The 25,589-nt window shown below is 34.2% G+C and carries 22 protein-coding genes, 1 tRNA gene and 2 pseudogenes; 4 read left to right on the top strand and 21 right to left on the bottom strand.

Going from position 1 to position 25,589, the window contains the following annotated elements; translation table 11 throughout:
• The first annotated feature begins 95 nt into the window (after positions 1-95).
• Complete coding sequence (locus FPB0191_RS05505; protein ID WP_052236805.1) at positions 96-1,184, top strand: XRE family transcriptional regulator; 1,089 nt, start codon at positions 96-98, stop codon at positions 1,182-1,184.
• A gap of 759 nt (positions 1,185-1,943) precedes the next feature.
• Here FPB0191_RS05505 and FPB0191_RS05495 read toward each other — a convergent pair.
• The gene (locus FPB0191_RS05495; protein ID WP_052236804.1) at positions 1,944-3,194 is read right to left on the bottom strand and encodes a PAAR domain-containing protein; all 1,251 of its coding nucleotides are present in this window, start codon (positions 3,192-3,194) and stop codon (positions 1,944-1,946) included.
• Positions 3,195-3,630: 436 nt separating this feature from the next.
• Between FPB0191_RS05495 and FPB0191_RS05490 the strand changes: the two genes are divergently transcribed.
• Entirely contained in the window at positions 3,631-3,867 is a 237-nt protein-coding gene (locus tag FPB0191_RS05490) for a transposase (RefSeq protein WP_162485159.1), read from the top strand.
• 305 nt (positions 3,868-4,172) lie between these two features.
• Here the strand turns inward: FPB0191_RS05490 and FPB0191_RS05485 are convergent, their stop codons facing one another.
• From FPB0191_RS05485 to FPB0191_RS05435, 12 genes and pseudogenes are all read right to left on the bottom strand, one after another.
• Positions 4,173-5,633 carry an SEL1-like repeat protein gene (locus tag FPB0191_RS05485; RefSeq protein ID WP_082018245.1) on the bottom strand — a complete coding sequence of 487 codons (1,461 nt, stop codon included), beginning with the start codon at positions 5,631-5,633 and terminating at the stop codon, positions 4,173-4,175.
• A 304-nt stretch (positions 5,634-5,937) separates the two neighbouring features.
• On the bottom strand, positions 5,938-6,144 hold the full coding sequence (locus FPB0191_RS12140; protein WP_238574488.1) for a tetratricopeptide repeat protein: 207 nt from the start codon (positions 6,142-6,144) through the stop codon (positions 5,938-5,940).
• Complete coding sequence (locus tag FPB0191_RS05480; protein WP_052236802.1) at positions 6,131-6,985, bottom strand: tetratricopeptide repeat protein; 855 nt, start codon at positions 6,983-6,985, stop codon at positions 6,131-6,133. Before FPB0191_RS05480 ends, FPB0191_RS12140 begins: the two co-directional genes overlap by 14 nt.
• Before the next feature lie 307 nt (positions 6,986-7,292).
• The gene (locus FPB0191_RS05475; protein ID WP_052236801.1) at positions 7,293-8,333 is read right to left on the bottom strand and encodes an SEL1-like repeat protein; all 1,041 of its coding nucleotides are present in this window, start codon (positions 8,331-8,333) and stop codon (positions 7,293-7,295) included.
• 321 nt (positions 8,334-8,654) lie between these two features.
• Entirely contained in the window at positions 8,655-11,306 is a 2,652-nt protein-coding gene (locus FPB0191_RS12135) for an SEL1-like repeat protein (RefSeq protein WP_052236800.1), read from the bottom strand.
• Between the two features lie 698 nt (positions 11,307-12,004).
• Positions 12,005-12,340 (bottom strand): annotated as a pseudogene (locus tag FPB0191_RS05465) (HP1 family phage holin); the annotation flags it as partial.
• 321 nt (positions 12,341-12,661) lie between these two features.
• Entirely contained in the window at positions 12,662-15,013 is a 2,352-nt protein-coding gene (locus FPB0191_RS05460) for a tail fiber domain-containing protein (protein ID WP_039104537.1), read from the bottom strand.
• 532 nt (positions 15,014-15,545) lie between these two features.
• Positions 15,546-15,719, bottom strand: coding sequence for a hypothetical protein (locus tag FPB0191_RS12130; protein ID WP_162485158.1), 174 nt, complete (start codon positions 15,717-15,719; stop codon positions 15,546-15,548).
• 12 nt (positions 15,720-15,731) lie between these two features.
• Complete coding sequence (locus FPB0191_RS05455; protein ID WP_039106712.1) at positions 15,732-15,932, bottom strand: PAAR domain-containing protein; 201 nt, start codon at positions 15,930-15,932, stop codon at positions 15,732-15,734.
• Positions 15,933-16,812: 880 nt separating this feature from the next.
• Positions 16,813-17,463: a DUF4225 domain-containing protein gene (locus tag FPB0191_RS05445; RefSeq protein WP_039104533.1), complete on the bottom strand. Its 651-nt coding sequence runs from the start codon at positions 17,461-17,463 to the stop codon at positions 16,813-16,815.
• Between the two features lie 8 nt (positions 17,464-17,471).
• Positions 17,472-18,062 carry a PAAR domain-containing protein gene (locus FPB0191_RS11675; RefSeq protein ID WP_052236799.1) on the bottom strand — a complete coding sequence of 197 codons (591 nt, stop codon included), beginning with the start codon at positions 18,060-18,062 and terminating at the stop codon, positions 17,472-17,474.
• Between the two features lie 103 nt (positions 18,063-18,165).
• Positions 18,166-18,645 carry a phage tail fiber protein gene (locus FPB0191_RS05435; RefSeq protein ID WP_473234763.1) on the bottom strand — a complete coding sequence of 160 codons (480 nt, stop codon included), beginning with the start codon at positions 18,643-18,645 and terminating at the stop codon, positions 18,166-18,168.
• On the opposite strand from FPB0191_RS05435, the pseudogene FPB0191_RS12565 reads away from it, so the two are divergent.
• Positions 18,640-18,833 (top strand): annotated as a pseudogene (locus tag FPB0191_RS12565) (tyrosine-type recombinase/integrase); the annotation flags it as partial. The gene FPB0191_RS05435 and the pseudogene FPB0191_RS12565 sit on opposite strands and share 6 nt — an antisense overlap.
• A 43-nt stretch (positions 18,834-18,876) precedes the next feature.
• On the opposite strand, the gene FPB0191_RS05430 reads toward FPB0191_RS12565, so the two are convergent.
• The 5 genes from FPB0191_RS05430 to rnm form a co-directional block, all read right to left on the bottom strand.
• Positions 18,877-18,953 (bottom strand) — tRNA-Arg (locus FPB0191_RS05430).
• Positions 18,954-19,113: 160 nt separating this feature from the next.
• Complete coding sequence (gene rluB / locus FPB0191_RS05425; RefSeq protein ID WP_039106705.1) at positions 19,114-19,956, bottom strand: 23S rRNA pseudouridine(2605) synthase RluB; 843 nt, start codon at positions 19,954-19,956, stop codon at positions 19,114-19,116.
• Positions 19,957-19,993: 37 nt separating this feature from the next.
• Positions 19,994-20,545, bottom strand: a complete 552-nt coding sequence (locus FPB0191_RS05420) for a DUF3592 domain-containing protein (protein ID WP_419185255.1) — start codon at positions 20,543-20,545, stop codon at positions 19,994-19,996.
• A 168-nt stretch (positions 20,546-20,713) separates the two neighbouring features.
• Positions 20,714-21,334, bottom strand: coding sequence for an L-threonylcarbamoyladenylate synthase (locus FPB0191_RS05415; RefSeq protein ID WP_039104528.1), 621 nt, complete (start codon positions 21,332-21,334; stop codon positions 20,714-20,716).
• A 27-nt stretch (positions 21,335-21,361) separates the two neighbouring features.
• On the bottom strand, positions 21,362-22,222 hold the full coding sequence (rnm, locus tag FPB0191_RS05410; protein WP_039104527.1) for an RNase RNM: 861 nt from the start codon (positions 22,220-22,222) through the stop codon (positions 21,362-21,364).
• A gap of 89 nt (positions 22,223-22,311) precedes the next feature.
• Between rnm and rraB the strand changes: the two genes are divergently transcribed.
• Entirely contained in the window at positions 22,312-22,704 is a 393-nt protein-coding gene (gene rraB, locus FPB0191_RS05405) for a ribonuclease E inhibitor RraB (protein WP_039104525.1), read from the top strand.
• Between the two features lie 72 nt (positions 22,705-22,776).
• On the opposite strand, the gene kdsA is transcribed toward rraB, so the two are convergent.
• The 3 genes from kdsA to prfA are packed head-to-tail and all read right to left on the bottom strand — an operon-like array spanning position 22,777 to position 25,577.
• A complete protein-coding gene (gene kdsA, locus FPB0191_RS05400; protein WP_039104522.1) occupies positions 22,777-23,631 on the bottom strand; it encodes a 3-deoxy-8-phosphooctulonate synthase in 855 nt (284 codons plus the stop codon).
• Positions 23,632-23,658: 27 nt separating this feature from the next.
• Complete coding sequence (gene prmC, locus FPB0191_RS05395; RefSeq protein WP_039104520.1) at positions 23,659-24,495, bottom strand: peptide chain release factor N(5)-glutamine methyltransferase; 837 nt, start codon at positions 24,493-24,495, stop codon at positions 23,659-23,661.
• Positions 24,495-25,577, bottom strand: a complete 1,083-nt coding sequence (prfA, locus tag FPB0191_RS05390; RefSeq protein WP_039104518.1) for a peptide chain release factor 1 — start codon at positions 25,575-25,577, stop codon at positions 24,495-24,497. The genes prmC and prfA overlap by 1 nt, the downstream gene beginning before the upstream one ends.
• Positions 25,578-25,589 lie beyond the last annotated feature (12 nt).

Here is a 25,589-nt window from a genome sequence, read left to right as displayed (position 1 = left end):
ATGACAAACTAGCAATATCATGCTTGCTCATTCTGAAATGATATTCAGTATTTAAAAATGAAAAAGATATATTTTAAAGAAACTTAAGGTTACAAATGACGAAGCTAATAAATGAGAGTGAATTAATTCACCCTGAAATGATTGAGCTAAGAAGAAAAATGCTAGGGCTAAGTCAAAAAGAATTAGCCTTAAGAGTTAGTATTACTCAAGGTACTTTATCAAAAATAGAACAAGGTTTGAACCCTATTACTGACAAACAAATAGATTTATTTTCGTCTGCTTTAGCGTGCCCCAAATCTTTATTTTTCCAAAAATCAAGATTATATGGTGGTCCTTTAAGCGCGATACCTATGTTTAAGAAAAATGCATCTATTGGCGTAAAGGTGTTAGATAAATTGGTGGCCGAGATCAACATTAGAATAATTCATTTGCGTAAACTACTTGAATTTATTGATTTTGAGCCAGAATATATATTCCCACAATATGATCTTGATGATTATGACGGAAATGTTGAAGAAATCGCTAAAAATGTAAGAAAAGCATGGCATCTACCGTCTGGTCCAATTAAAAATATCATTTCAGCTTTAGAGCGTGCTGGCTGCATAGTTATGGACTGCGATATGGAGCACACTGGATTATCAGGCGTGAGTTATTATATATCTGGTTTACCTCCTTTAATTTTTATTAATAAAAACCAATTTCAAGACAATTATAGATTTACACTAGCGCACGAACTAGGACATTTAGTTATGCATAGAATTCCAACGCCAACAATGGAAGAGGAAGCAGATCGATTTGCAGCAGAATTTTTAATGCCAGCATCGGACATAAAATCAGACCTAAAAGAGATGACTATAGAAAAGGCTGCTTATTTGAAACCTTTCTGGCGGGCTTCTATGAAGTCGCTAATTTATAGAGCGAAAACACTTAAGGTTATAACAGCAGGACAAGAAAATTATCTAAATAGACAAATGTCGTTACGAGGTTATAGGATAAATGAGCCTGTTGAAATTGAAATACTTGGCGAAAAACCAACTCTTATAACTGCTATATTAAATTATATGAGAAATGAATTGGATTATGATTTGGACGATATAGCCAAAATATTTTTTCTGTCTTCAAAAGAAGTTGAACAACTTTACAACTTAAAGCCTGCTATTCCCACATTTAGAATAGTTCAATAACCAATATTGTGTGAATCACGATTGTAGTGGCAAATGGAATAATAAAAGAAAAGATAAATAATTTTTAATAAAACACTCACCACTACCTACCAATTACCTTTATTTATTTTTAGTATTTTTGTGTTAGGCTAATTACAAAAAACACATTCATAGTGAAGTTCATAATTAAAAGCCATGAAATGAATGTGAATAAAAAATCCCCTCCCAACACATCCAAGTTATCAAATACTACAAAAAACATATAAACACAATAACTAAGCGTAAAAATGTAATAAATAATTGCATATATTCGCTTAAGATTTAAAGATTTATCACTGTAATAATTTGTTGCACGTAAGAAAAAATAAAGCCTAACGTAAACACTGAATACCGTAAAGCAAATAAATAATATCCATTGAATAATCATTGTTAGATAGCTCCTTAGTCTTAATACATCATTTCCATTTTCTTTTTCTTTTTCTTTTTCTGGTACTTATGGCAAACTCTAAAGTAGTTGCAAAAGAGTTATAAACTAAGATAATTATAAATACAGAAATTAGGACGGTAAAACTTTGTATTACTTCATTTCCAACTAACCAAAATATTAACATTGAGTAAGCTAATATAAAATAATGATATGCAATGCAAAATACCCTTTTAAGATTTAATTCTGGATTCATGTAATAATCAGAAGCTGTAAATTTTTTAAAATAATATTGAAAAAAGAACCCTACTATTACTAAAAAATAATAGAGGGCACAAGTGAAAATTATCATTGTTCTAATCAATCCCTATTATATTGCCTTCTAGATCTTTTCTATATTCTGTGTTATCACTTGTCTTACAGCGATAATAAGCCGGTACATCTTCATCTGTGCCCGTTACAGTTATTACTAGATGACAGTCATCAACAATCTGCCCTACATTAGTAATTGTTTCAGGCTCTTTAACAGTCATAATAACCTGTTCTGTAGTTTTGTTATAAAAGAAAACATTGTTCAACTGATTTATAATATCAAAGGTCAATGAAGTATCACCCAACATCTCTAAATTAAGTAGGTTAATACTCATTTGTTTATAAGCCCTTTCTAGATCCTGTCTTCCATACCAAAACAGTTTAAATTTTGGATCTCCAAATTCGTTTAATTTAGCCACAAGCTTTAATTTACCTTGTACTGAAACTGCTAAATCAAATACATCATAGACTATAGAACCGACCGAACTGTCAAACCCTAATGCTTCTACGGCTGATTGATACCCCTTTCTTAAAGGTCCTTCAACTTCTAAACTCCTATTACCACCGTCAATTTGATTCATAACTCCATTATAAATACCCGCCCCGCCTTCATATGTGCCATTCAATCCGTGAGCAACTATAGGAGCTGCAAATACACAACCGAGACCCGTCTCACACAATGCTACCCCTGACACAATCTGACCTATACCACCAAAAACAGAAATACCATTTTTACCCCAGAGATATGATTGATAAAGGAGGCTTTTTTTCTCTTTTTGGATCTCTTCCGAGCCTTCCGTATCACTCATTGAGCCATTATCAACCTGTGCAACTATACTATTTGCAAAGATTTCTATAGCCCTCATAAATTCCTGTTGAATCACCATATAATATAAATGCTTTTCGCAAACTTCTTTAGCCAAATCTAATAGCTTTTTTACATCTATTCTGATTTTTGAACGAGTTTCAGGATTAGATACATATCTTGTGCTTTCTGATGGTTTTGGTAGGATAACATCAACGGACATCCAGCTTAGACCCGCTATAATTTGATTACTTCCTATAGGAGTACATTGGCATGCTACACGGCAACCATGATAAGCAGCCGGTTTACCATGAAATGTAAGATTAGGAGCACCCTCAACAATTTGCCCTTTACTTCCACATTTTGGGCAAGTAACCAAATCACCCACCAAAGCTATACTCCTGCCACCACAAGTAGCAGGACCTGATCCAGTAAGTATATATCCGCCTTTCGTTGTTCGATCGCCTACCACTGCGACAAGTTTACCCATTTCAGAACCTCACTTTATAATTATTATATTTGTTAGGAATGGGTATATAGTTTATATATTTATAATAAAAGATCTATTATTTATATTGTTTGGGTAATCTATATTACTCTTTAAACTGTTTGTAAGGTGTATTATTAATTATGATCGTTAAACGTTATTAATTTTGAAGGGAAACAACATCGGGAATTTTTATATCAATACCAGTCAATAATATACGGTACTTTTTCCATTTTTAATCTGTTCCTCCTCATTACCTGCTTGCATATCTAAATCAATAGCGTCTTGCAGTATCGATATATTATTATTGGATAGGCTACACTAATTCGTACAACTTTTTTAAGGGATAAGATAAACTACTCTAAAAAAGAAAAATATGATGAAAATAAAACGACCAGAAAGACGAACCTATACAGATGATTTTAAACAGTAGATGGTAATGCTATATCAACAAGGTAAAACCCGCAGTGAATTAGTTTTACAGTATGAGTTAACGCCATCAGCATTAGATAGATGGATAAAACAATACTCCACAACGGGTTCATTCAAAACTAAAGATAATCTAAGTACTGAAGATAATGAGTTACTTGCCCTGCGCAAAGAAAATAAACGGTTATTGATGGAAAACGATATCCTAAAGCAAGCCACACTGATAATGGCACGAAAATCGCAGTAATACAATCAAATCGACATCGCCATTTATTGAGTTGGTTGGGTCGATGTTTAGGTGTATCAAGGCATTACTTTTATTATCAGTGCAAAACGCGCCTTGAGAAAAAAGTATTCATTCCAAGGATTTTTATAAAAATCAAAGAAAACTATAACTAGTTTTTTTAAAAAAATCATTAATAGAATGGCTAATTTTATCTAAATTAAAAATGCATCAACTCATTCTTTATCCTAGGGGAAAAACAGAAAAAGCACTCGTTGAGTGCTTTTTGTGAAAAATAGTGATTTAACGTGTTTTTTGAAATAATTTAATTATTCTGTTAGCTGCTTTAATTTACTACAAGCCTTTTTATGATGCCCTTCACAAGCTAGTTGGTAATACGTTTTCGCTAAAGATTGATTTTGCTTAACACCATCGCCTTCATCATACATAAGCGCTAAATTGTATTGGGCGTCAGGATCACCCTGCTCCGCCGCTTTTGTATACCAATATACCGCCTTTTGCTTATCTTGTTCTACGCCATTACCTTCATAATACATAAACGCTAAATTATATTGGGCGATAGCAATATCTTGTTCTGCCGCTTTTGTAAACCAATATACTGCCTTTTGCTTATCTTGCTCTATTCCATCGCCTTCATCATACATAACCGCTAAATTATATTGTGCGTTGGGATAACCTTGCTCCGCAGCTTTTGTACACCAATATACAGCTTTTATTTTATCTTGTTTTATGTCATCACCTTTACCATACATAATCGCTAAATTGTGTTGTGCGTCAACTAATCCTTGTTCTGCTACTTTTGTAAACCAATATACAGCTTTAACTTTATCTTGCGCTATGCCTTCACCTTGATAATACATAAGTGCTAAATTATATTGGGCTTGAAATAATCCTTGTGTTGCTGCTTTTGTTAACCAATTTACTGCTTTTTGCTTATCTTCCTCTATGCCATCACCTTCATCATACATAACCCCTAAATTATATTGGGCATCAGCATAACCCTGCTCCGCGGCTTTTGTAAACCAATATAACGCCTTTTGCTTATCTTGCTCGGTGCCTTCACCGTTATAATACATATCTCCTAAATTGTGTTGGGCGTTAGCATCACCTTGTTCTGCTACTTTTGTAAACCAATATAACGCCTTTTGCTTATCCTGCTCGGTGCCTTCATAATACATAAGTGCTAAATTATATTGGGCTTGAGATAATCCTTGTTTTGCTGCTTTTGTATTCCAATATATAGCACTAACTTTATCTTGCGCTATGCCTTCACCTTTATTATACATAACCCCTAAATTATATTGAGCTTCAGCATCACCCTGCTCCGCTGCTTTTGTAAACCAATATACAGCTTTAACTTTATCTTGTGCTGTGCCTTTATAATACATATACGCTAAATTGTTTTGTGCAGTAGAGTTACCTTGCTCTGCTGCTTTTGTAAACCAATATATTGCTTTTTGCTTATCTTGTTCTATGCCTTCACCTCCATCATATATCAACCCTAAATTGTTTTGCGCTTTAAACTCACCTTGCTCCGCGGCTTTTGTATACCAATATACCGCCTTTTGTTTATCTTGCTTTATGCCATAACCTTTTTCATACATAAGCGCTAAATTATATTGAGCGTCAGCATCACCTTGTTCTGCTTTTTCCTTACAAGAAGTAAAGGCTTTTTCATAATTTTCCTTATGCAAATCTTTGCTGCGTTTATTTGCATACCCGGCAAAAGAAAAAAAGTGTAATAATATGTTTAATAATCCTTTTTTCATAATCTTCCTTATATTATATTTATATAACAACGAAAACTTACTTATACTTTTTAAATGTTATTTTAGGAGTTAACTATCAATGTATTTATAAAATTTATATAGAATTATTAATAGGATTTTTATAAAAAATCCAAAGAAACTATAACGAGTTTTTCAGAAAAAATCATTAATAGAATGGATATTTTGATTAAGGTTAAAAATACATCAACTCATTTTTTATCCTGGAGGAAAACAGAACAAGCACTCATTGAGTGCTTGTTGTGAAAAAAAATAGTGATTTAAGGTGTTTTTTGAAATAATTTAATTATTCTGTTAGCTGCTTTAATTTACTACAAGCCTTTTTATGATGCCCTTCACAAGCTAGTTGGTAATACTTTTTCGCTAAAGATTTATTTTGCTTAACACCATCGCCTTTATCATACATAAGCGCTAAATTATATTGTGCGTTGGGATAACCTTGCTCTGCTGCTTTTGTATACCAATAAAACTCCTTTTGTTTATCCCTGTTCAATGCCATCACCGTTATTGTACATAAACGCTAAAATATATTGTGCGTTAACATCACCCTGCTCCGCTGCTTTTGTATACCAATAAAACGCCTTTTGCTTATCTTGCTTTGTGCCGTTTCCTTTATCATAATACATATTCGCTAAATTATATTGTGCGTAGAGGTAACCTTGCTCTGCTGCTTTTGTATACCAATAAAACGCCTTTTGTTTATCCTGTTCAATGCCATCACCGTTATTGTACATAAACGCTAAAATATATTGTGCGTCAGCATAACCCTGCTCCGCTGCTTTTGTATACCAATAAAACGCCTTTTGCTTATCTTGCTTTGTGCCGTTTCCTTTATCATAATACATATTCGCTAAATTATATTGTGCGTAGAGGTAACCTTGCTCTGCTGCTTTTGTATACCAATAAAACGCCTTTTGCTTATCTTGCTTTATGCCGTTTCCTTCATCATACAAATTCGCTAAATTATGTTGTGCGATGGGGGAACCTTGCTCTGCTGCTTTTGTATACCAATAATACGCCTTTTGATAATCTTGCTTTATGCCGTCTCCTTCATCATACATATACGCTAAATTATATTGTGCGTTTGGGTCACCTTGCTCTGCTGCTTTTGTATACCAATAAAACGCCTTTTGCTTATCTTGCTTTATGCCGACTCCTTCATCAAACATATACGCTAAATTATATTGAGCGTCAGCATCACCTTGTTCTGCTTTTTCCTTACAAGAAGTAAAGGTTTTTTCATAATTTTCCTTATGCAAATATTTGCTGCGTTTATTTGCATACCCGGTAAAAGAAAAAAAGTGTAATAATATGTTTAATAATCCTTTTTTCATAATTTTCCTTATATTATATTAATATTAACAACAAAAACTTACTTATACTTTTTAAATGTTATTTTAGGGATATTAACTATCAATGTATTTTTAAAATTTATACAAAATTATTAATAGGATTTTTATAAAAAATCGAAGAAAACTATAACGAGTTTTTCAGAAAAAATCATTAATAGAATGGATATTTTGATTAAGGTTAAAAATACATCAACTCATTTTTTATCCTAGGGTGAAAACAGAACAAGCACTCATTGAGTGCTTTTTGTGAAAAAAATAGTGATTTAAGGTGTTTTTTGAGATAATTTAATTATTCTGTTAGTTGCTTTAATTTACTACAAGCCTTTTCATGATACCTTTCACAAGCTAGTTGGTAATACTTTTTCGCTAAAGGTTTATTTTGCTCAATACTATCACCTTTATCATACATAACCGCTAAATAATATTGTGCGTAGGGGGCATCTTGCTTTGCTGCTTTTGTATACCAATATACAGCTTTTTGCTTATCTTGTTCTATGCCTTCACCTAGATAATACATTACCGCTAAATTATATTGTGCGTAGGCGTTACCTTGCTCCGCTGCTTTTGTATACCAATAATACGCCTTTTGCTTATCTTGTTCTATGCCTTCACCTTGATGATACAAATACGCTAACTTATCTTGTGCGTAGGCGTCACCTTGTTCTGCTGCTTTTGTATACCAATAATACGCCTTTTGCTTATCTTGCTTTATGCCGTCTCCTTCATCATACATATACGCTAAATTAGATTGTGCGTTGGGGTTACCTTGCTCTGCTGCTTTTGTATACCAATAAAACGCCTTTTGCTTATCTTGCTTTATGCCTTCACCTTGATGATACATATACGCTAAATTATGTTGTGCGTAGGCGTCACCTTGCTCTACTGCTTTTGTATACCAATAAAACGCCTTTTGCTTATCTTGCTTTATGCCTTCACCTTGATGATACATATACGCTAAATTATATTGTGCTTTGGGGTTACCTTTCTCCGCAGCTTTTATAAACCAATAATACGCCTTTTGCTTATCTTGTTCTATGCCTTCACCTTGATAATACATTATCGCTAAATTATGTTGTGCGATGGGGTTACCTTGCTCTGCTGCTTTTGTATACCAATAAAACGCCTTTTGCTTATCTTGTTCTATGCCTTCACCTTGATGATACATATACGCTAACTTATCTTGTGCGCCAGCATTACCTTGCTCTGCTTCTTCTTTACAGGGAGTAAAGGCTTTTTCGTAATTTTCCTTGTGCCAATATTTACTGCATTGATTTGCATACCCGGCAAAAGAAAATAAGCATAATGATATGATTAATAATCCATTTTTCATAATCTTCCTTATATTATATTTATATAACAACGAAAACTTACTTATACTTTTTAAATGTTATTTTAAGAGTTAACTATCAATATATTTATAAAATTTATACAAAATTATTAATAGGATTTTTATAAAAAAATCGAAGAAAACTATAACGAGTTTTTCAGAAAAGATCATTAATAGAATGGATATTTTGATTAAGATTAAGATTAAAAATACATCAACGCATTTTTTATCCTGGGGAGAAAACAAAAAAAGCACTCATTGAGTGCTTTTGGTGAAAAACGGTGATTTAAGGTGTTTTTTGAAATAATTTAATTATTCTGTTAGTTACTTTAATTTATTACAAGCCTTTTTATAATCTCCATCGCAAGCTAGTTGGTAATACTTTTTCGCTAAAGATTTATTTTGCTTAACACCAACGCCTTCATCATACATAAGCGCTAAAACATATCGTGCGTAGGCGTCACCTTGCTCTGCTGCTTTTGTAAACAAATAAAACGCCTTTTGATAATCTTGCTTTATGCCTTCACCTTGATAATACATATACGCTAAATTACGTTGAGCGTCAGCTAATCCTTGTTCTGCTGCTTTTGTAAACCAATAAAACGCCTTTTGCTTATTTTGCTTTATGCCGTCTCCTTCATCATACATTACCGCTAAATTATATTGTGCGTAGGCGTTACCTTGCTCTGCTGCTTTTGTATACCAATAAAACGCCTTTTGTTTATCCTGTTCAATGCCATCACCGTTATTGTACATATACGCTAAATAAGCTTGTGCGTTGGGATAACCTTGCTCTGCTGCTTTTGTAAACCAATAAAACGCCTTTTGCTTATCTTGCTTTATGCCTTCACCTTGATAATACAAATACGCTAAATTATGTTGTGCGATGGGGTAACCTTGCTCTGCTGCTTTTGTATACCAATAAAACGCCTTTTGCTTATCTTGCTTTATGCCGTCTCCTTCATCATACATTACCGCTAACTTATGTTGTGCGTTGGGGTAACCTTGCTCCGCAACTTTTTTATACCAATAAAACGCCTTTTGCTTATCTTGCTTTATGCCTTCACCTTGATGATACATATACGCTAACTTATCTTGTGCGTAGGCGTTATCTTGCTCTGCTGCTTTTGTATACCAATAAAACGCCTTTTGATAATCTTGCTTTATGCCGTCTCCTTCTTCATACATATACGCTAAATTAGATTGTGCGATGGGGTTACCTTGCTCCGCGGCTTTTGTATACCAATAAAACGCCTTTTGCTTATCTTGTTCTATGCCATCACCATTATCATACATAAGTGCTAAATTGTTTTGCGCATAAAACTCACCTTGCTCTGCTGCTTTTGTATACCAATAAAACGCCTTTTGCTTATCTTGCTTTGTGCCGTTTCCTTTATCATAATACATATTCGCTAAATTATATTGTGCGTAGAGGTAACCTTGCTCTGCTGCTTTTGTATACCAATAAAACGCCTTTTGTTTATCTGGTTCGGTGCCATCACCGTTATCGTACATATTCGCTAAATTATATTGGGCGTCAGCATAACCCTGCTCCGCTGCTTTTGTATACCAATAAAACGCCTTTTGTTTATCTGGTTCGGTGCCATCACCGTTATCGTACATATTCGCTAAATTATATTGGGCGTCAGCATAACCCTGCTCTGCTGCTTTTGTATACCAATAAAACGCCTTTTGCTTATCTTGCTTTATGCCGTTTCCTTCATCATACATATACGCTAAATTGTTTTGCGCATAAAACTCACCTTGCTCCGCAGCTTTTTTATACCAATAAAACGCCTTTTGCTTATCTTGCTTTATGCCGTCTCCTTTATCATACATATACGCTAAATTAGATTGGGCGTTGGGGTTACCTTGCTCTGCTGCTTTTGTAAACCAATAAAACGCCTTTTGCTTATCTTGCTTTATGCCGTCTCCTTCATCATACATTACCGCTAACTTATGTTGTGCGTTGGGGTAACCTTGCTCTGCTGCTTTTGTAAACCAATAAAACGCCTTTTGCTTATCTTGCTTTATGCCATCACCATTATCATACATAAGTGCTAAATTGTTTTGCGCATAAAACTCACCTTGCTCTGCTGCTTTTATAAACCAATAAAACGCCTTTTTCTTATCTTGCTTTATGCCTTCACCTTGATAATACAAATACGCTAAATTAGATTGTGCGTTGGGGTAACCTTGCTCTGCTGCTTTTGTATACCAATAAAACGCCTTTTGATAATCTTGCTTTATACCGTTTCCTTTATCATACATATACGCTAAATTATATTGGGCGTCAGCATAACCCTGCTCCGCTGCTTTTGTATACCAATAAAACGCCTTTTGTTTATCTGGTTCGGTGCCATCACCGTTATCGTACATAAGCGCTAAATTATTTTGGGCATCAGCATAACCCTGCTCTGCTGCTTTTGTATACCAATAAAACGCCTTTTGCTTATCTTGCTTTATGCCGTCTCCTTCTTCATACATATACGCTAAATTATGTTGTGCGTTGGGATTACCTTGCTCTGCTGCTTTTGTATACCAATAAAACGCCTTTTGCTTATCTGGTTCGGTGCCATCACCATTATTATACATAACTGCTATATTATATTGTGCGTCGGGATAACCTTGCTCTGCTGCTTTTGTAAACCAATAAAACGCCTTTTGCTTATCTTGTTCTATGCCTTCACCTTGATAATACATTATCGCTAAATTATGTTGTGCGTTGGGGTAACCTTGCTCCGCTGCTTTTGTATACCAATAAAAAGCCTTTTGCTTATCTGGTTCGGTGCCATCACCGTTATCGTACATAAGCGCTAAATTATATTGGGCGTCAGCATTACCTTGCTCTGCTTCTTCTTTACAGGGAGTAAAGGCTTTTTCGTAATTTTCCTTTTGCCAATATTCACTGCATTGATTTGCATACCCGGCAAAAGAAAATAAGCATAATGATATGATTAATAATCCATTTTTCATAATCTTCCTTATATTATATTTATATAACAACGAAAACTTACTTATACTTTTTAAATGTTATTTTAGGAGTTAACTATCAATATATTTATAAAATTTATACAAAATTATTAATAGGATTTTTATAAAAAAATCGAAGAAAACTATAACGAATTTTTCCGAAAAAATCATTAATAGAATGGCTATTTTTATCTAAATTAAAAATGCATCAACTCATTTTTTATTCTAGGGGAAAAACACCAAAAGCACTCATTGAGTGCTTTTGGTGAAAAACGGTGATTTAAGGTGTTTTTTGAAATAATTTAATTATTCTGTTAGTTACTTTAATTTATTACAAGCCTTTTTATAATTTCCATCGCAAGCTTGTTGGTAATACTTTTTAGCTAAAGATTTATCTTGCTTAACACCCCCCCTTTATCGTACATAAACGCTAAACGATATTGTGCTTCAGCATCACTTTGTCCTGCTACTTTTTGGATAGGTTACACTAATTCGTACAACTTTTTTAAGGGATAAGATAAACCACCTTAAAAAAAGAAAATACGATGAAAATAAAACGGCAATGAACTAAGACCGGGTTTTTCTGCTTATGCATATTGGTACAACAACAATCGGTTGCATTCATCATTAGGTTATTTGATGCCGATGGCATTTAATAAACAGTTACCCCTTAATTTTGTTGTATGAAGAAGTGTAGACATTCAATTATTCGCCTCATCTAGTAAATTACTTGAAGTCAATTTGTTCATATTTATGATTTTTTGTTGATAAGCTGCTTTCTTGGTGGCATCTTCAATCCATTCGCTATTAACATAGCTACAAGTTTGATAAGTGAGCTGATCGATCAATTCATACTCACCATTTTCGTGTTTATAGATTACTTTGTTTTCAGCATTCGCTTTCTTGCTATTTTTTTTATGGCCATGTCCGTGATTCTCTAATGATTGTTTTTTTATCTTAACTTCCTGATGTTTGTAGTACCAATTAATCAAGAAACTAAAAATTGTTGCGGACATACCTATGACTACTGCCCATTCGTTAAGAGTGAGTCAAAAACCATGCTAACCACCCTAAACAACCATGTTGATAAGGAAGTTTTATTATTCATTTTGTGTATGTTCATCGTTATGCCCTCCGTGAAGTGGGCTATTTAAAGGATGGCGGCGTACTAGCTGATTGGTCAATACTAGTTTAATGTGTGTCTAGTGTTGCCACCGATTTGGTGACTGCCATAACGATTCCCGACCCATTTAAATGTTCTATTGGGATGTTAGAGGACAGTCTTTTTGAAGGAGTAAAACTCTCAGAAGAGAGTTTATTAGTTTAAAAATTATCCATATAGTTTTAATAAAAATATTTTATTTAGACTCAAGTTTCTTTATACGATTTTCAAGAGTAGTAATTTTATTCCAGCAATCTTGTATTGCTTTAACGATGGGTGGAATAAATGAGTCATAACCTAATGAGTACACATCACTCCCTCCATTAACTAAAGAATGGTGTAATCCTGAAAAATCAACGCCCATTTTTTTACAAAGTGTTTCTACTTCTTGAGCAATAAACCATTCGTGATCACGGGTACGTTTTTTAGTTTTTGCTAGATAATCAGTTTTATTAAATTTAATTCTTGTTTCATAAATTGGTTGGCCATTTTTACTTGTTCCAACTTGAACCTCAGACTTTTCTAAGTAATCTTCACGGATGTTCCATTTTCCACGAACAGGACGTAAACCTAAAATAAAATCAATACCTAAATCAGAATCTCTAATATCCGTTGTATCTCTAATATCAGAACGTAACTGTAGTGGTTGGTATGCATATGGCGTTGTTTCTGAATTACCTAATTGTACCTGATTTGAACCGCTTACGAATGAATAAGCGCCAATACAAGTGACATTGTTTGCGGTCTTCATTGTCTCCCCGGTTACCATTCGATATCCAGCATCACGCCCGATTAAAGTATTACTATCTCCAGTAATTAATGCTCCACCCGAAGAATAACCAAATAGCGCATTACCATTACCAACCATTTTTTCACCAGCGTACCCTCCAACAACTGTATTTTGGGTACCAATTGATGTTGATTTTGCACCTGCGTTTGTACCTAATATGACATTATGAGCGCCAATCTCTATTGCATTCCTAGCTCCCTGGCTTCCGATTACAGTATTACCCTCTTTAATGGCTATTGCTGAATATGTAGAATAGCCTCCTATAATAGTATTATTGTTATAAATTTGTTGCGCTGATAACGCAGCTCCTCGACCAACAACAGTAATGAATTTAGAATTAGCTGCATCATCTATAACATCGGTTTCATAGTTAACTAAAATCACCTCACCTCTTGTTGAAAGTTCGACTGGCGAAACTACTGTAAAACTATTACCATCTATTGAACTCACCTTCATACAAACATTTTCGGTTGTGTTATTATAAATTTCGCCTGATGTGAATCTTAGCGTTACGTAATTACCAACAATAACATTATGTGATGGCATTGTAATAATAATATCTGTATCAATTTGTATGTAGGTACCAATACTTTCGACTTGAGAAATAATTCGTCCATTGATTGAAGTGTTTTTCTGAACAGTTCCCGCAGCGCCTGCACCAACAAAAACACTGGCATATAAGTTTTTACTGTACTTTGCTGCTTGGTGACCGACAAAAACATTATAATTTTCTGAATTATATGCACCCGCTTGTGAACCTAATGCTGAATTGCCATTCCCTCCCACCGGTATTTGTTGATTTGTTATTTTACCATCAACAAACATAGTACAATGTCCGTGAGATAAAGAACCATAACCAACAGACGTGTTATCATGTTGATCAACGAGTGAATGCCCCGCGTCTCTACCAATACAAACATTTCTATAGCCTTTTTCCAAAAAATGTAGAGACAACGCTCCGATTGCAATATTTCTAGAACCCGTAGTATTTGAAACCTTCGATGGATCACCAGTAATGTTAGTTAATGCCCATGAACCGATAGCTATATTTGCTGCACCTGGTGTATTTTTACTCATTGTTTGTGCACCAATGGCAATATTCATATTGCTCTGTGTTGCCGCACCTAATGCATCTCGACCCATTGCTATATTATCGGCAATATGACCAATTTGATCCGATGGTAAATTTTTGGCCGTGTTCGTTCCTATTGCAATTAATCCGTTTCCAGGTCCTGATATTTTTGCTTCATGATCCCATGCTTTAATTAATGTTTTATATGTTGCCTTTTTTAGAGTACCATTTATCAAAAAATAACCATTAAAATAATGTGCTTTGGTGGGCATTTTATTTACAAGGTATGTTTTACCTAATAAGTCGATGGTTCGATTAGCTGCTACACTATCAATCAATAAAAATATTTCTGTTTCATTTGAAGTGCCATCACCCAACGCGCCAAAATCCGCAGATGAAAGTTGTTCCGTATTTTTATCATGTTGAGTTCGAGCCACCGCACCAGCAAAGGGTTGTTTAACCCCAATCATAGCATCACCAAGTTTATCATCACTGGTATTAATTAAGTTTTCTTGGAGTGCATTAGCGCTAACACTGTTTTTAACTTCTTCAGTTAAAGCCTCTAAATTCTCCTTTAAATATTCTGTTCTGTTTGCTAATGCTTCGTGAGTTTTTTTTACAGCATCGCCCGATTGTTTTATATAAACATCATTTTCCCATTTTGAATTATTGTTCAAATCTACCATGCCAAGTTCCTTGATTAATAGTTATTGTATGTGTGTTAATTTATGCCTCTTTATTATGTTTTTCAATAATGTTCTTAGTCATGCTTAATTCAATTATTACTAATTTAATGGTAATAGCAATGACACTGCGTGAAATTAGAGAGGAAATTTCAAATAAAAAAAATAACGTTTAAGGAATGAACACTTGAGATTGGTTTATTGTTATCTATCACCGAAAACAAAATCTCTTCACGTTGATAGGAAAAAATGACTGGATCTTTTAAAACAAAATATTTTTAATCTTTAATCTCTAATATCTATTAATAAGCGCATGTCGCACTTTAATTCGATTTGTCTGGGTTACTCCTACTTCTTCCGCTTTTTGTATCTTGGGGGCGTTTCTAAAAAACCTGTGAAACAAATATATATAATAAATATTCACAATACAGATAATAAAACAAGAAAACTTAATATATACCCTTGTTTTAGTAAAACTAATATAAATACACTGTAGGTAATTACAAGATAACAATAGATAAGAAAGCATATTCTTTTATAACTGCTTTTCGCAAACTTCTTTAGCTAAATCTAATAGCTTTTTTACATCTATTCTGATTTTTGAACGAGTTTCAGGATTAGATACATATCTTGTGCTTTCTGATGATTTTGGCGGGATAACATCAACGGACATCCAGCTTAAACCCGCTATAATTTGATTACTTCCCACAGGGGTACATTGTCAAGCTACACGGCAACCATTATAAGCAGCCGGTTTACCATGAAATGTAAGATCAGGTGCTCCCTCAACAATTTGTCCTTTACTTCCACGTTTTGGACAGGTTACCGAATCACCCACTAAAGCGATACTTCTGCCTCCACAGGTAGCAGGACCCGATCCAATAATAATATATCCGCCTTTCGTTGTTCGATCGCCTACCACTGTGATATCAGAACTCCACTTTATCGTTATTATATGCGTTAGGAATGGGTATATAGTTTATATATTTATAATAAAAGGTCTATTATTTATATTGTTTGGGTAATCTATATTACTCTTCGGATTGTTTATAAGGCGAATCATTAACTACCATGTCCAGACGAACATCAATCCAACGCCTTTCCGTAATATCAATTGGATCACCTTACCAATTACCTTTATTTATTTTAGTATTTTTGTGTTAGGCTAATTACAAAAAACACATTCATAGTGAAGTTCATAATTAAAAGCCATGAAATGAATGTGAATAAAAAATCCCCTCCGAACACATCCAAGTTATCAAATACTACAAAAAACATATAAACACAATAACTAAGCGTAAAAATGTAATAAATAATTGCATATATTCGCTTAAGATTTAAAGATTTATCACTGTAATAATTTGTTGCACGTAAGAAAAAATAAAGCCTAACGTAAACACTGAATACCGTAAAGCAAATAAATAATATCCATTGAATAATCATTGTTAGATAGCTCCTTAGTCTTAATACATTATTTCCATTTTCTTTTTCTTTTTCTTTTTATTTCTCTGGGACTTATGGCAAACTCTAAATTACCAGAAAAAGAAATATAAACTATGAAAATGATAACTACAGAAATTAGGACGGTAAAACTTTGTATTACTTCATTTCCAACTAACTCAAATAATAACATTGAGTAACCTAATATAAAATAATGATATGCAATGCAAAATACCCTTTTAAGATTTAATTGTGGATTCATGTAATAATCAGAAGCTGTAAATTTTTTAAAATAATATTGAAAAAAGAACCCTACTATTACTAAAAAATAATAGAGGGCACAAGTGAAAATTATCATTGTTCTAATCAACCTTAATTATATTGCCATCTAGATCTTTTCTATATTCCGAGTTATCACTTGCTTTACAACGATAATAAGCCGGTACATCTTCATCTGTACCCGTTACAGTTATTACAAGATGACAATCATCAACAATTTGCCCTACATTAGTAATTGTTTCTGGCTCTTTTACAACCATAATAACCTGTTCATTATCTTTGTTATAAAAGAAAGCATTTTTAAACTGTTTTATAATATCTACGGTCAATGAAAGATCACCCAACATCTCTAAATTAAGTAGTTTAATATTCATTTGTTTATAAGCCCTTAATAGATCCTGTCTTCCATACCAAAACAGTTTAAATTTTGGATCTCCAAATTCGTTTAATTTAGGCACAAGCTTTAATTTACCTCGTACTGAAACTGCTAAATCTACCGAATCATAGATTGTAGAACCTACCGAAGCGTCAAAACCTAATGCTTCAGCGGCTGATTCATATAATTTCCTTAAGTCACCTTTAACTTCCAAACTCCTATTACCGCCATCAATTTGATTCATAACTCCATTATAAATACCCGCCCCACCTTCATATGCGCCATTAAATCCATGAGCAACCATAGGCGCTGCAAATACACAACCGATACCCGTCTCACAAAATGCTACCCCTGACACAATCTGACCTATACCACCAAAAACAGAAAGACCATTTTTAACCCAGAGATATGCTTGATTAAGGAGGCTTTTTTCTCTTTTTGGATTTCTTCCGAGCCTTCAGCATAACTTATTGAGCCATTATCAACCTGAGTAACTATACTATTTGCAAAGGATTCTATAGCTTGTATAAACTGCTGTTTTATCTCTTCGTAATATAAATGCTTTTCGCTAACTTCTTTAGCTAAATCTAATAGCTTTTTTACATCTAATCTAATTTTTGAGCGGGTTTCTGAATTAGATACATAGCTTGTGCTTTCTGATGATTTTGGCGGGATAACATCAACGGACATCCAGCTTAGACCCGCTATAATTTGATTACTTCCTACAGGAGCACATTTGCAAGCTACATGGCAACCATTATAAGCAGCCGGTTTACCATGAAATGTAAGATTAGGTGTGCCCTCAACAATTTGTCCTTTACTTCCACATTTTGGACAAGTGACCAAATCACCCACTAAAGCGATACTCCGTCCACCACAAGTAGCCGGACCTGACCCAGTAAGTATATATCCGCCTTTCGTGGTTCGATCGCCTACCACTGCGACAAGTTTACCCATTTCAGAACCTCACTTTATAATTATTATATTTGTTAGGAATGGGTATATAGTTTATATATTTATAATAAAAAATCTATTATTTATATTGTTTAGATAATCTTTATTACTCTTCTGATTGTTTATAAGGTGGATCATTAATCATCATGTGTAGACGCACATCAATCCAACGCCTTTTCGTAATATCAATTGGATCATTTGCAACAGTTTCACAGCGATCTGTATCAAATTTTTTAGTGTAGGTTTTAATAGTAATAATATTATTTTCATCAACTGAATAGTCAGCAAAGAATTTTTTATTACCGTTCGCGTCTTCTGGTAGTGTGATATACCATCCATCTTTGGCAAATCCTAAGCTTCCGTGTATTTCATAATGACCGACAGCAATTTTCTTTGCATACGCGTTTTTAGCTTCATCATTTACATGAGCAAAACCGGATTTAATAAAACCTTCATCCGGATTAACATCATCACTAGCAAATAATCTAAAAATAGGTGAAGCAGCTTTAAGAAAGCCATTACTATCAATTGTTGAATTCGCAGAAGTAATAAATTCAGCAATCCCTATAAATCTACCGTATTTCATGATTTGCGACACACATGAACGAGTTGGCATGTGCAAAGAGGAACGCCTTTATTCACCTTAAAAGAATTAGGGGTTGGGAAACTTTAGAAAAGGTATAAAAATATGCTCATTTAAATGCGGGACACTTAAGCCAATTTTCAAATGCAGTCACAATTTGGTCACAAAATGAAAGTAAGGATAATCAATAGTTAGGCTTGGTGTTCATAAATGATTGATTACTAAGGTTTTTCATGGCGTCCCCTACAGGATTCGAACCTGTGACCTACGGCTTAGAAGGCCGTTGCTCTATCCAGCTGAGCTAAGGAGACTTAGATAGGATTTGTTGTTGCGTTAGGTATTATATTCAGCAATTTTAATCAGTCAATGAATTTTAGTATTTTTATGATTGTTTATATAAAATATCGACAATAATTAAAATCATTGGCTATTTGTCATCGACTCATAACCAATGATTGAAAATAATTGGTGCTATCGCTGACTTGGGCGTTTAGCTCGGAGTCGTTTGTATTTGTTTTTGCGCTGTTCTGGCGTTAAGAAACTTTTTTCTTCACTATTTAAACCGACTAAGTCTCTTAAGTAATTTACATCATTAATATTTAATTCAGTATAAGCGCCACGAGGTAAACCTTTAGGAAGATAGATATTCCCATATCGAACACGCATTAAGCGGCTAACCTTAACCCCTACAGCTTCCCACATGCGACGGACTTCCCTATTTCGACCTTCGGTTATAACGACATTAAACCATTGGTTAGCATTTTGCCCACCTTGAGCTTGGATATATTTAAAAGATGCGGGACCATCTTCTAGTTGTACACCTTTTTGAAGCTGTCGTATTTGTTCATCAGTGATTTGCCCAAAAATTCGAACCGCATATTCGCGTTCGATCTCATTACGCGGATGCATTAAACGATTAGCTAATTCACCATCAGTGGTAAATAACAATAAGCCGGAGGTATTAATATCTAAACGACCAATATTAATCCAGCGAGCATTTTTTAATTTAGGTAAATTAGAGAAAACAGTTGCACGCCCTTGTGGATCATTACGTGAACAAATTTCGCCCTCTGGTTTATAATATAATAGCACTCTACAGATATCTTGTTCTTTTAGTCTAGTGGAGATCAAATGGCCATTAATTCGGATTTTAGGTTGCGTTTGCACATCAATTCTATCACCAAGTTTCGCTAATTGACCATTAACACTCACCTTACCTTCTTGAATTAATGCTTCAAGTTCTCGGCGTGAGCCGTGCCCTAAATTAGCTAAAACTTTTTGTAACTTTTCAGTATTATCTTTGATACTTTTCATAATCTCCTCTAGCTACCTTCACAGGTATCCTATTTTGTTATTTAACTGCTGATATAAATCTGGTATCCATATAATATCGACGAGGATTAGATTCATCAATATATACAGAAATAGTTTCGTTTTTGATATAAGGTTTTGGATTAAACCAAAATGATCCGCTTTTGAAAACTTGTTTAATATCCGGGTAATTGCTATCCGCATTCTCACTATAGATAACATAAGAACAAAGCCATCTAAACCTGAAAAACATCTTTACTTCAATTGATTGAATTATGGTTTCAAGGCATCGTCCTTTATGAATTAATCGATTTATTCGTTTATTTTTTATATAGATACATCCAAAATAAATCAGTGCGATGATTATCGGTACGATACCTAGCATTGCCATAAGCACAATAACTAACCATATAGCATGAAAGGTTTTGATTTCCGCATGATTTGATGTATATAGTACATCTACCTCTTGACCTAATTCATATTGAGGATTAATACTTCCCTCAGTAGATAAAAAATAAGCAGCATGACCATTTTTATCTGTATATTTAACAATTGGGTGATAAAAACGAATTTTTTCACCTTTTGAATTCATTTTATAATTTATTCTAAAATTAATAACATTACCCGAAGCATGATATGAATTATTAATGAATGCAAGTTGGTTAAAAAGCAATATAACTGTACAAATTAGCAATAAACTACCTATAATTAATAAACTTAGCATCACTTTTTTCATTATTTTTCTCGTTATACTATTGTTTTAGATAAATGGCGTTACATCACCACTCCCTCTACGAATAATCTCTGGATAATCGTGGGTTAAATCAATGATAGAGGTAGGTTGTTGCCCCAAATAACCACCATGAATTATGGCATCAATTTGATGACCAATAACCTGATCAATTTCTTCCGGATCAGACTGCGCAAAATCATCATTAGGCAAAATTAAACTAGTTGTCATTAACGGCTTGGTTAATAATGCTAATAGGGACTGATCAATTTTGTTATCCGGGATACGCAAACCAATTGTTTTGCGTTTTTCATTCATCAAACGTCTTGGAACTTCTTTATTAGCTTCTAAAATAAAAACATACTGACCGGGTGTATTATTTTTTAATAATCGAAATCTAGAATTATCTACATAAGCATAGGATGATAATTCTGATAAATCACGACACATTAAAGTGAAATTATGATTTTTATTTAATTCTCTTATTTTACAAATTCGATCAACACCATATTTATTATCCAAGGTGCAACCTAGCGAATAACCAGAATCAGTGGGAAAGGCAATCACACCTTGATTGTTTAGTATATTAACGACTTGTTCAAGTAATCGTTTCTGTGGATTGTCTGGATGAATATAAAACATTTGTGCCATAGCTATCACTTTATATTAAGAGTGGTTTTAAGTTGACCAATTATACCATATAGGCTTTACATTAGTTGGTAAAGGTTGAGTTTTCCCTAAATCAAGGTAATTATTTAGATCATGAAAATCAGAACCTTGCGAAGCCAAAAGATCAAATTTATTAGCAAAATGTGCTAACAATTTCAGAGCTTCTAACGTTTGACGACTTTGTGATACTTCCATTGCATCACCACCCTGCTCTTTAAAATAGTGAATCAGAGTCTGCATTTTAGTAGCTGTAAAATCATATCGAGAAGGATGAGCCAGCACAGCTTGGCCTTTTGCTTGGTGAATAATATTAATAGCCTCATCTATAGTTGACCATTTTGGTGCTACATAAGCATAGCCCGACTTTCCTAAATATTTCTTAAATGCTCGCTTAATATCTTTAGCATAACCATTATCAACAAGAAACCGTGCAAAGTGTGCTCTTGAGACAATATCGCCTTGTGCATAATTGCGAGCATTCTCATAAGCATTTTCAATCCCGACTTTTTTAAGCTTCTGACTAATTTGCAAAGCTCGCTCTATTCGACATTGTTCTTGGTGATGTAAAAATACATCTAATTGTGAATCATCGATATCAATATTCAAACCAACAATATGAATTTCTGTATTTTTCCAGAGTGTCGAAATTTCTACTCCATTAATTAATCGTATTGATAAATTTTTATCTTGAATATACTGATGAGCTTCGTTTAAACCTTTGACTGTATCGTGATCTGTAATTGCTAGCACATCCACAAGATTATCTACTGCTCTTTGAACGACTTGAGCAGGAGTTAAAATACCATCAGAGGCTTTAGTATGGCTATGAAGATCATATACAGACGCCTGATTTGCGTTAGTAATGGTCATTAATTCTACTTTATAAATAAAAAATGTTAGTATTTAAATGATTAGCGTGTAATATACCACACAACTATTTATTCCTATATAGGTATATTATGAAAACTCAAATTGCATTAGCACAAAAAGAAACGGATTCTATCATTGAAGAACTGCTAGAGGATGGCAGTGATCCTGATGCGCTATATCTTATAGAGCATCATATATCTTCAACTGACTTTGACAGTTTAGAAAAAGTAGCGGTTGAAGCATTTAAATTAGGTTATGAAGTGACTGATCCAGAAGAAATGGAAGATGATAATAATCAACCTATTATCTGTTGTGATATTATTTCTGAAATTCCTCTTGAAGCGGATCTTATTAATAGTCAAATAGCCCAACTTATTGAGTTAATAAATAAGTTTAATGTCCATTATGATGGATGGGGTACCTATTTTGAAGATGGTGAAGATGAAGAAGATGATTTTGAAGCTGAAAATACACTTCATTAAATTACCATTTTTTTATGAATAAGCGGATAGCTTAATATCCGCTTTTATTGTTTTTTATCCCCAATAAAACGATTAGTTTTCGGTATCGATTTCTTCGAAATTCTTCACTAATTCATCTATAGCTTTCATCTGTTTTAAGAAAGGTTCTAATTTAGCTAATGGTAAAGCCGAAGGTCCATCACATTTTGCGTGAGCAGGATCTGGATGAGATTCTAAAAATAATCCAGCAATTCCTACGGCCATACCAGCTCGCGCTAATTCAGTTACTTGACCACGACGACCACCAGAAGCAGCACCCATTGGATCACGGCATTGCAGGGCATGAGTAACATCAAAAATTACAGGAGAACCTTTGCTGACTTTCTTCATAATATTGAAGCCTAGCATATCGACTACTAAATTATCATAGCCAAAACAGCTGCCACGGTCACACAGAATGATTTGATCATTACCGGCTTCCTCAAACTTTTCGACAATATTTCCCATTTGTCCTGGACTGACAAATTGAGGTTTTTTTACATTAATTACGGCACCCGTTTTTGCCATTGCAACGACTAAATCAGTTTGTCGTGCTAAAAATGCAGGTAATTGAATGACATCCACTACATCAGCAACGGGTTGACATTGTTGTTCCGTATGAACATCAGTGATAATTTTGACACCAAATTGCTTTTTTAATTCTTCAAAAATTTTCATTCCTTCTTCTAAGCCAGGTCCACGATATGAGTGAACGGAAGAACGATTAGCTTTATCGAAAGACGCTTTAAAAACGTATGGAATATTTAATTTTTGCGTTACCGTTACATAATGTTCGCAGATTTGCATGGCTAAGTCGCGAGATTCAAGCACATTCATTCCGCCAAATAAAACAAATGGCAAATCATTAGCAACGGAGATATTATCAATTTTAACAATCTTTTGTTTCATATTTTTTTCCTAAATATTAGTTCGACTTTATGGTTTAAACCAGCGACCGACCGTCACTCTATCATTACCACTATAATCGGTATGAGTTTCAACTAGTTGAAAATTATTTTGTTTAAAAATAGTTCTTACATCCTCTCCTTGCTGCCAACCGTGCTCTATTAATAACCATCCATATTGGTTAAGATGCTTCGTTGCACCCTCAACAATTAGTTTAATATCTGCTAGCCCCTGATCATCAGCAACCAAAGCACTTCTTGGCTCAAATCGTACGTCTCCTTGAGAAAGGTGAATATCGTTTTCATCAATATAAGGTGGATTACTAACAATCATTGAGAATTTACGCCCTTTTAATGATTTATACCAATTACCCAGTAAAAAATAGGCATTGTTAACCCCATTGTGTTTAGCATTATTCTGTGCCAAGTGTAAGGCTTGTTCACTTTTTTCTACTGCTGTAAAAAGGCAATCTTGTCGTTCAGTTGCCATCGCAATAGTAATTGCACCTGTACCCGTACCTAAATCTAGCACCTCGCAAGGAACTTTAGGTAAATATTCTAATGCTATTTCAACAAGTTTCTCAGTATCGGGTCTTGGAATTAAGGTCGATGGAGAAACCTGAAATTTCAATGACCAAAATTCCTTCATACCGGTAATATAAGCAATCGGCTCACCTTCTTGCCGACGCTTTAAATAGGTATCAAGTAAGTCTAATTCTTGTTGAGTTAATTCCGTCTCACAAAATGCCATAAGAAAAGTACGTGTTTTATTTGTAACAAATCCTAATAATATTTCTGCATCTCGTTTCGGACTTTCGCTTTCATTAAGAGATAAAGATGCCTGTTTAAGCCATTCTAAATAGGTCATTATTCTTGTTCCGAAAGCGCTGCTAGCTGATCTGCTTGGTATTCTTGTACAATTGGATCAATTAACATTTCTAACTTACCTTGCATGACTTCATCTAATCGATAGATTGTTAGATTGATACGATGATCGGTTACTCGTCCCTGTGGGTAATTGTAAGTGCGAATACGATCCGAACGATCACCCGTTCCTAATAAGTTACGACGAGTAGATGCTTCCTCCTGTTGGCGTTTTTGCCTTTCAGCATCTTGAATTCTAGCTGCTAATACAGACATCGCTTTTGCTTTGTTTTTATGTTGAGAACGTTCATCTTGGCATTCTACAACTATACCAGTAGGAATATGGGTAATACGGATGGCTGAATCTGTGGTATTTACATGCTGACCACCGGCTCCCGAAGAACGATATGTATCTATACGTAAATCCGCAGGATTAATCTCAGGTAAATCGGCTTCTGGTACTTCAGGTAATACTGCCACTGTACATGCCGAGGTATGAATCCGCCCTTGTGATTCAGTTTCAGGTACACGTTGCACTCGATGCCCACCAGATTCAAATTTTAGATTACCATATACACTATCTCCACTGACTAACATGATTACTTCTTTATATCCACCATGTTCACCATCACTAGAACTCATAATCTCAACGCGCCAACGTTTAGCTTCCGCATATCGTGTATACATTCTAGCTAAATCACCTGCAAAAATAGCGGCTTCATCGCCACCTGTACCGGCACGAATTTCCAGAAAACAGTTATATTCATCATTAGGATCTTTTGGTAATAATAGTAATTGTAATTGAGTTTCAAGTTGATCGATTCTCTCTTTCGCTTCGTTTAACTCTTCTTGAGCCATTTCACCCATTTCAGGATCTGACAACATCATTTTTGCTGTTTCAATGTCATCTTGAGTTTGTTTCCATTGGGAAAAGCAATTAACAACATCTGTTAATTGTGCATATTCCTTTGATAAAGTGCGAAAACGTTCTTGATCGGATATAACACTGGCATCAGATAAAAGCGCTTGAACTTCTTCAAAACGTTCTTGTAAAGTTTCTAATTTAGTAATAATAGACGGTTTCATATAAAAGTAGTA

This window comes from Frischella perrara, from assembly GCF_000807275.1.
GTDB classification, from domain to species: domain Bacteria; phylum Pseudomonadota; class Gammaproteobacteria; order Enterobacterales; family Orbaceae; genus Frischella; species Frischella perrara.
Note: the sequence above shows the minus strand (reverse complement) of the source record. Positions and strands in the feature narration are given on the sequence as shown.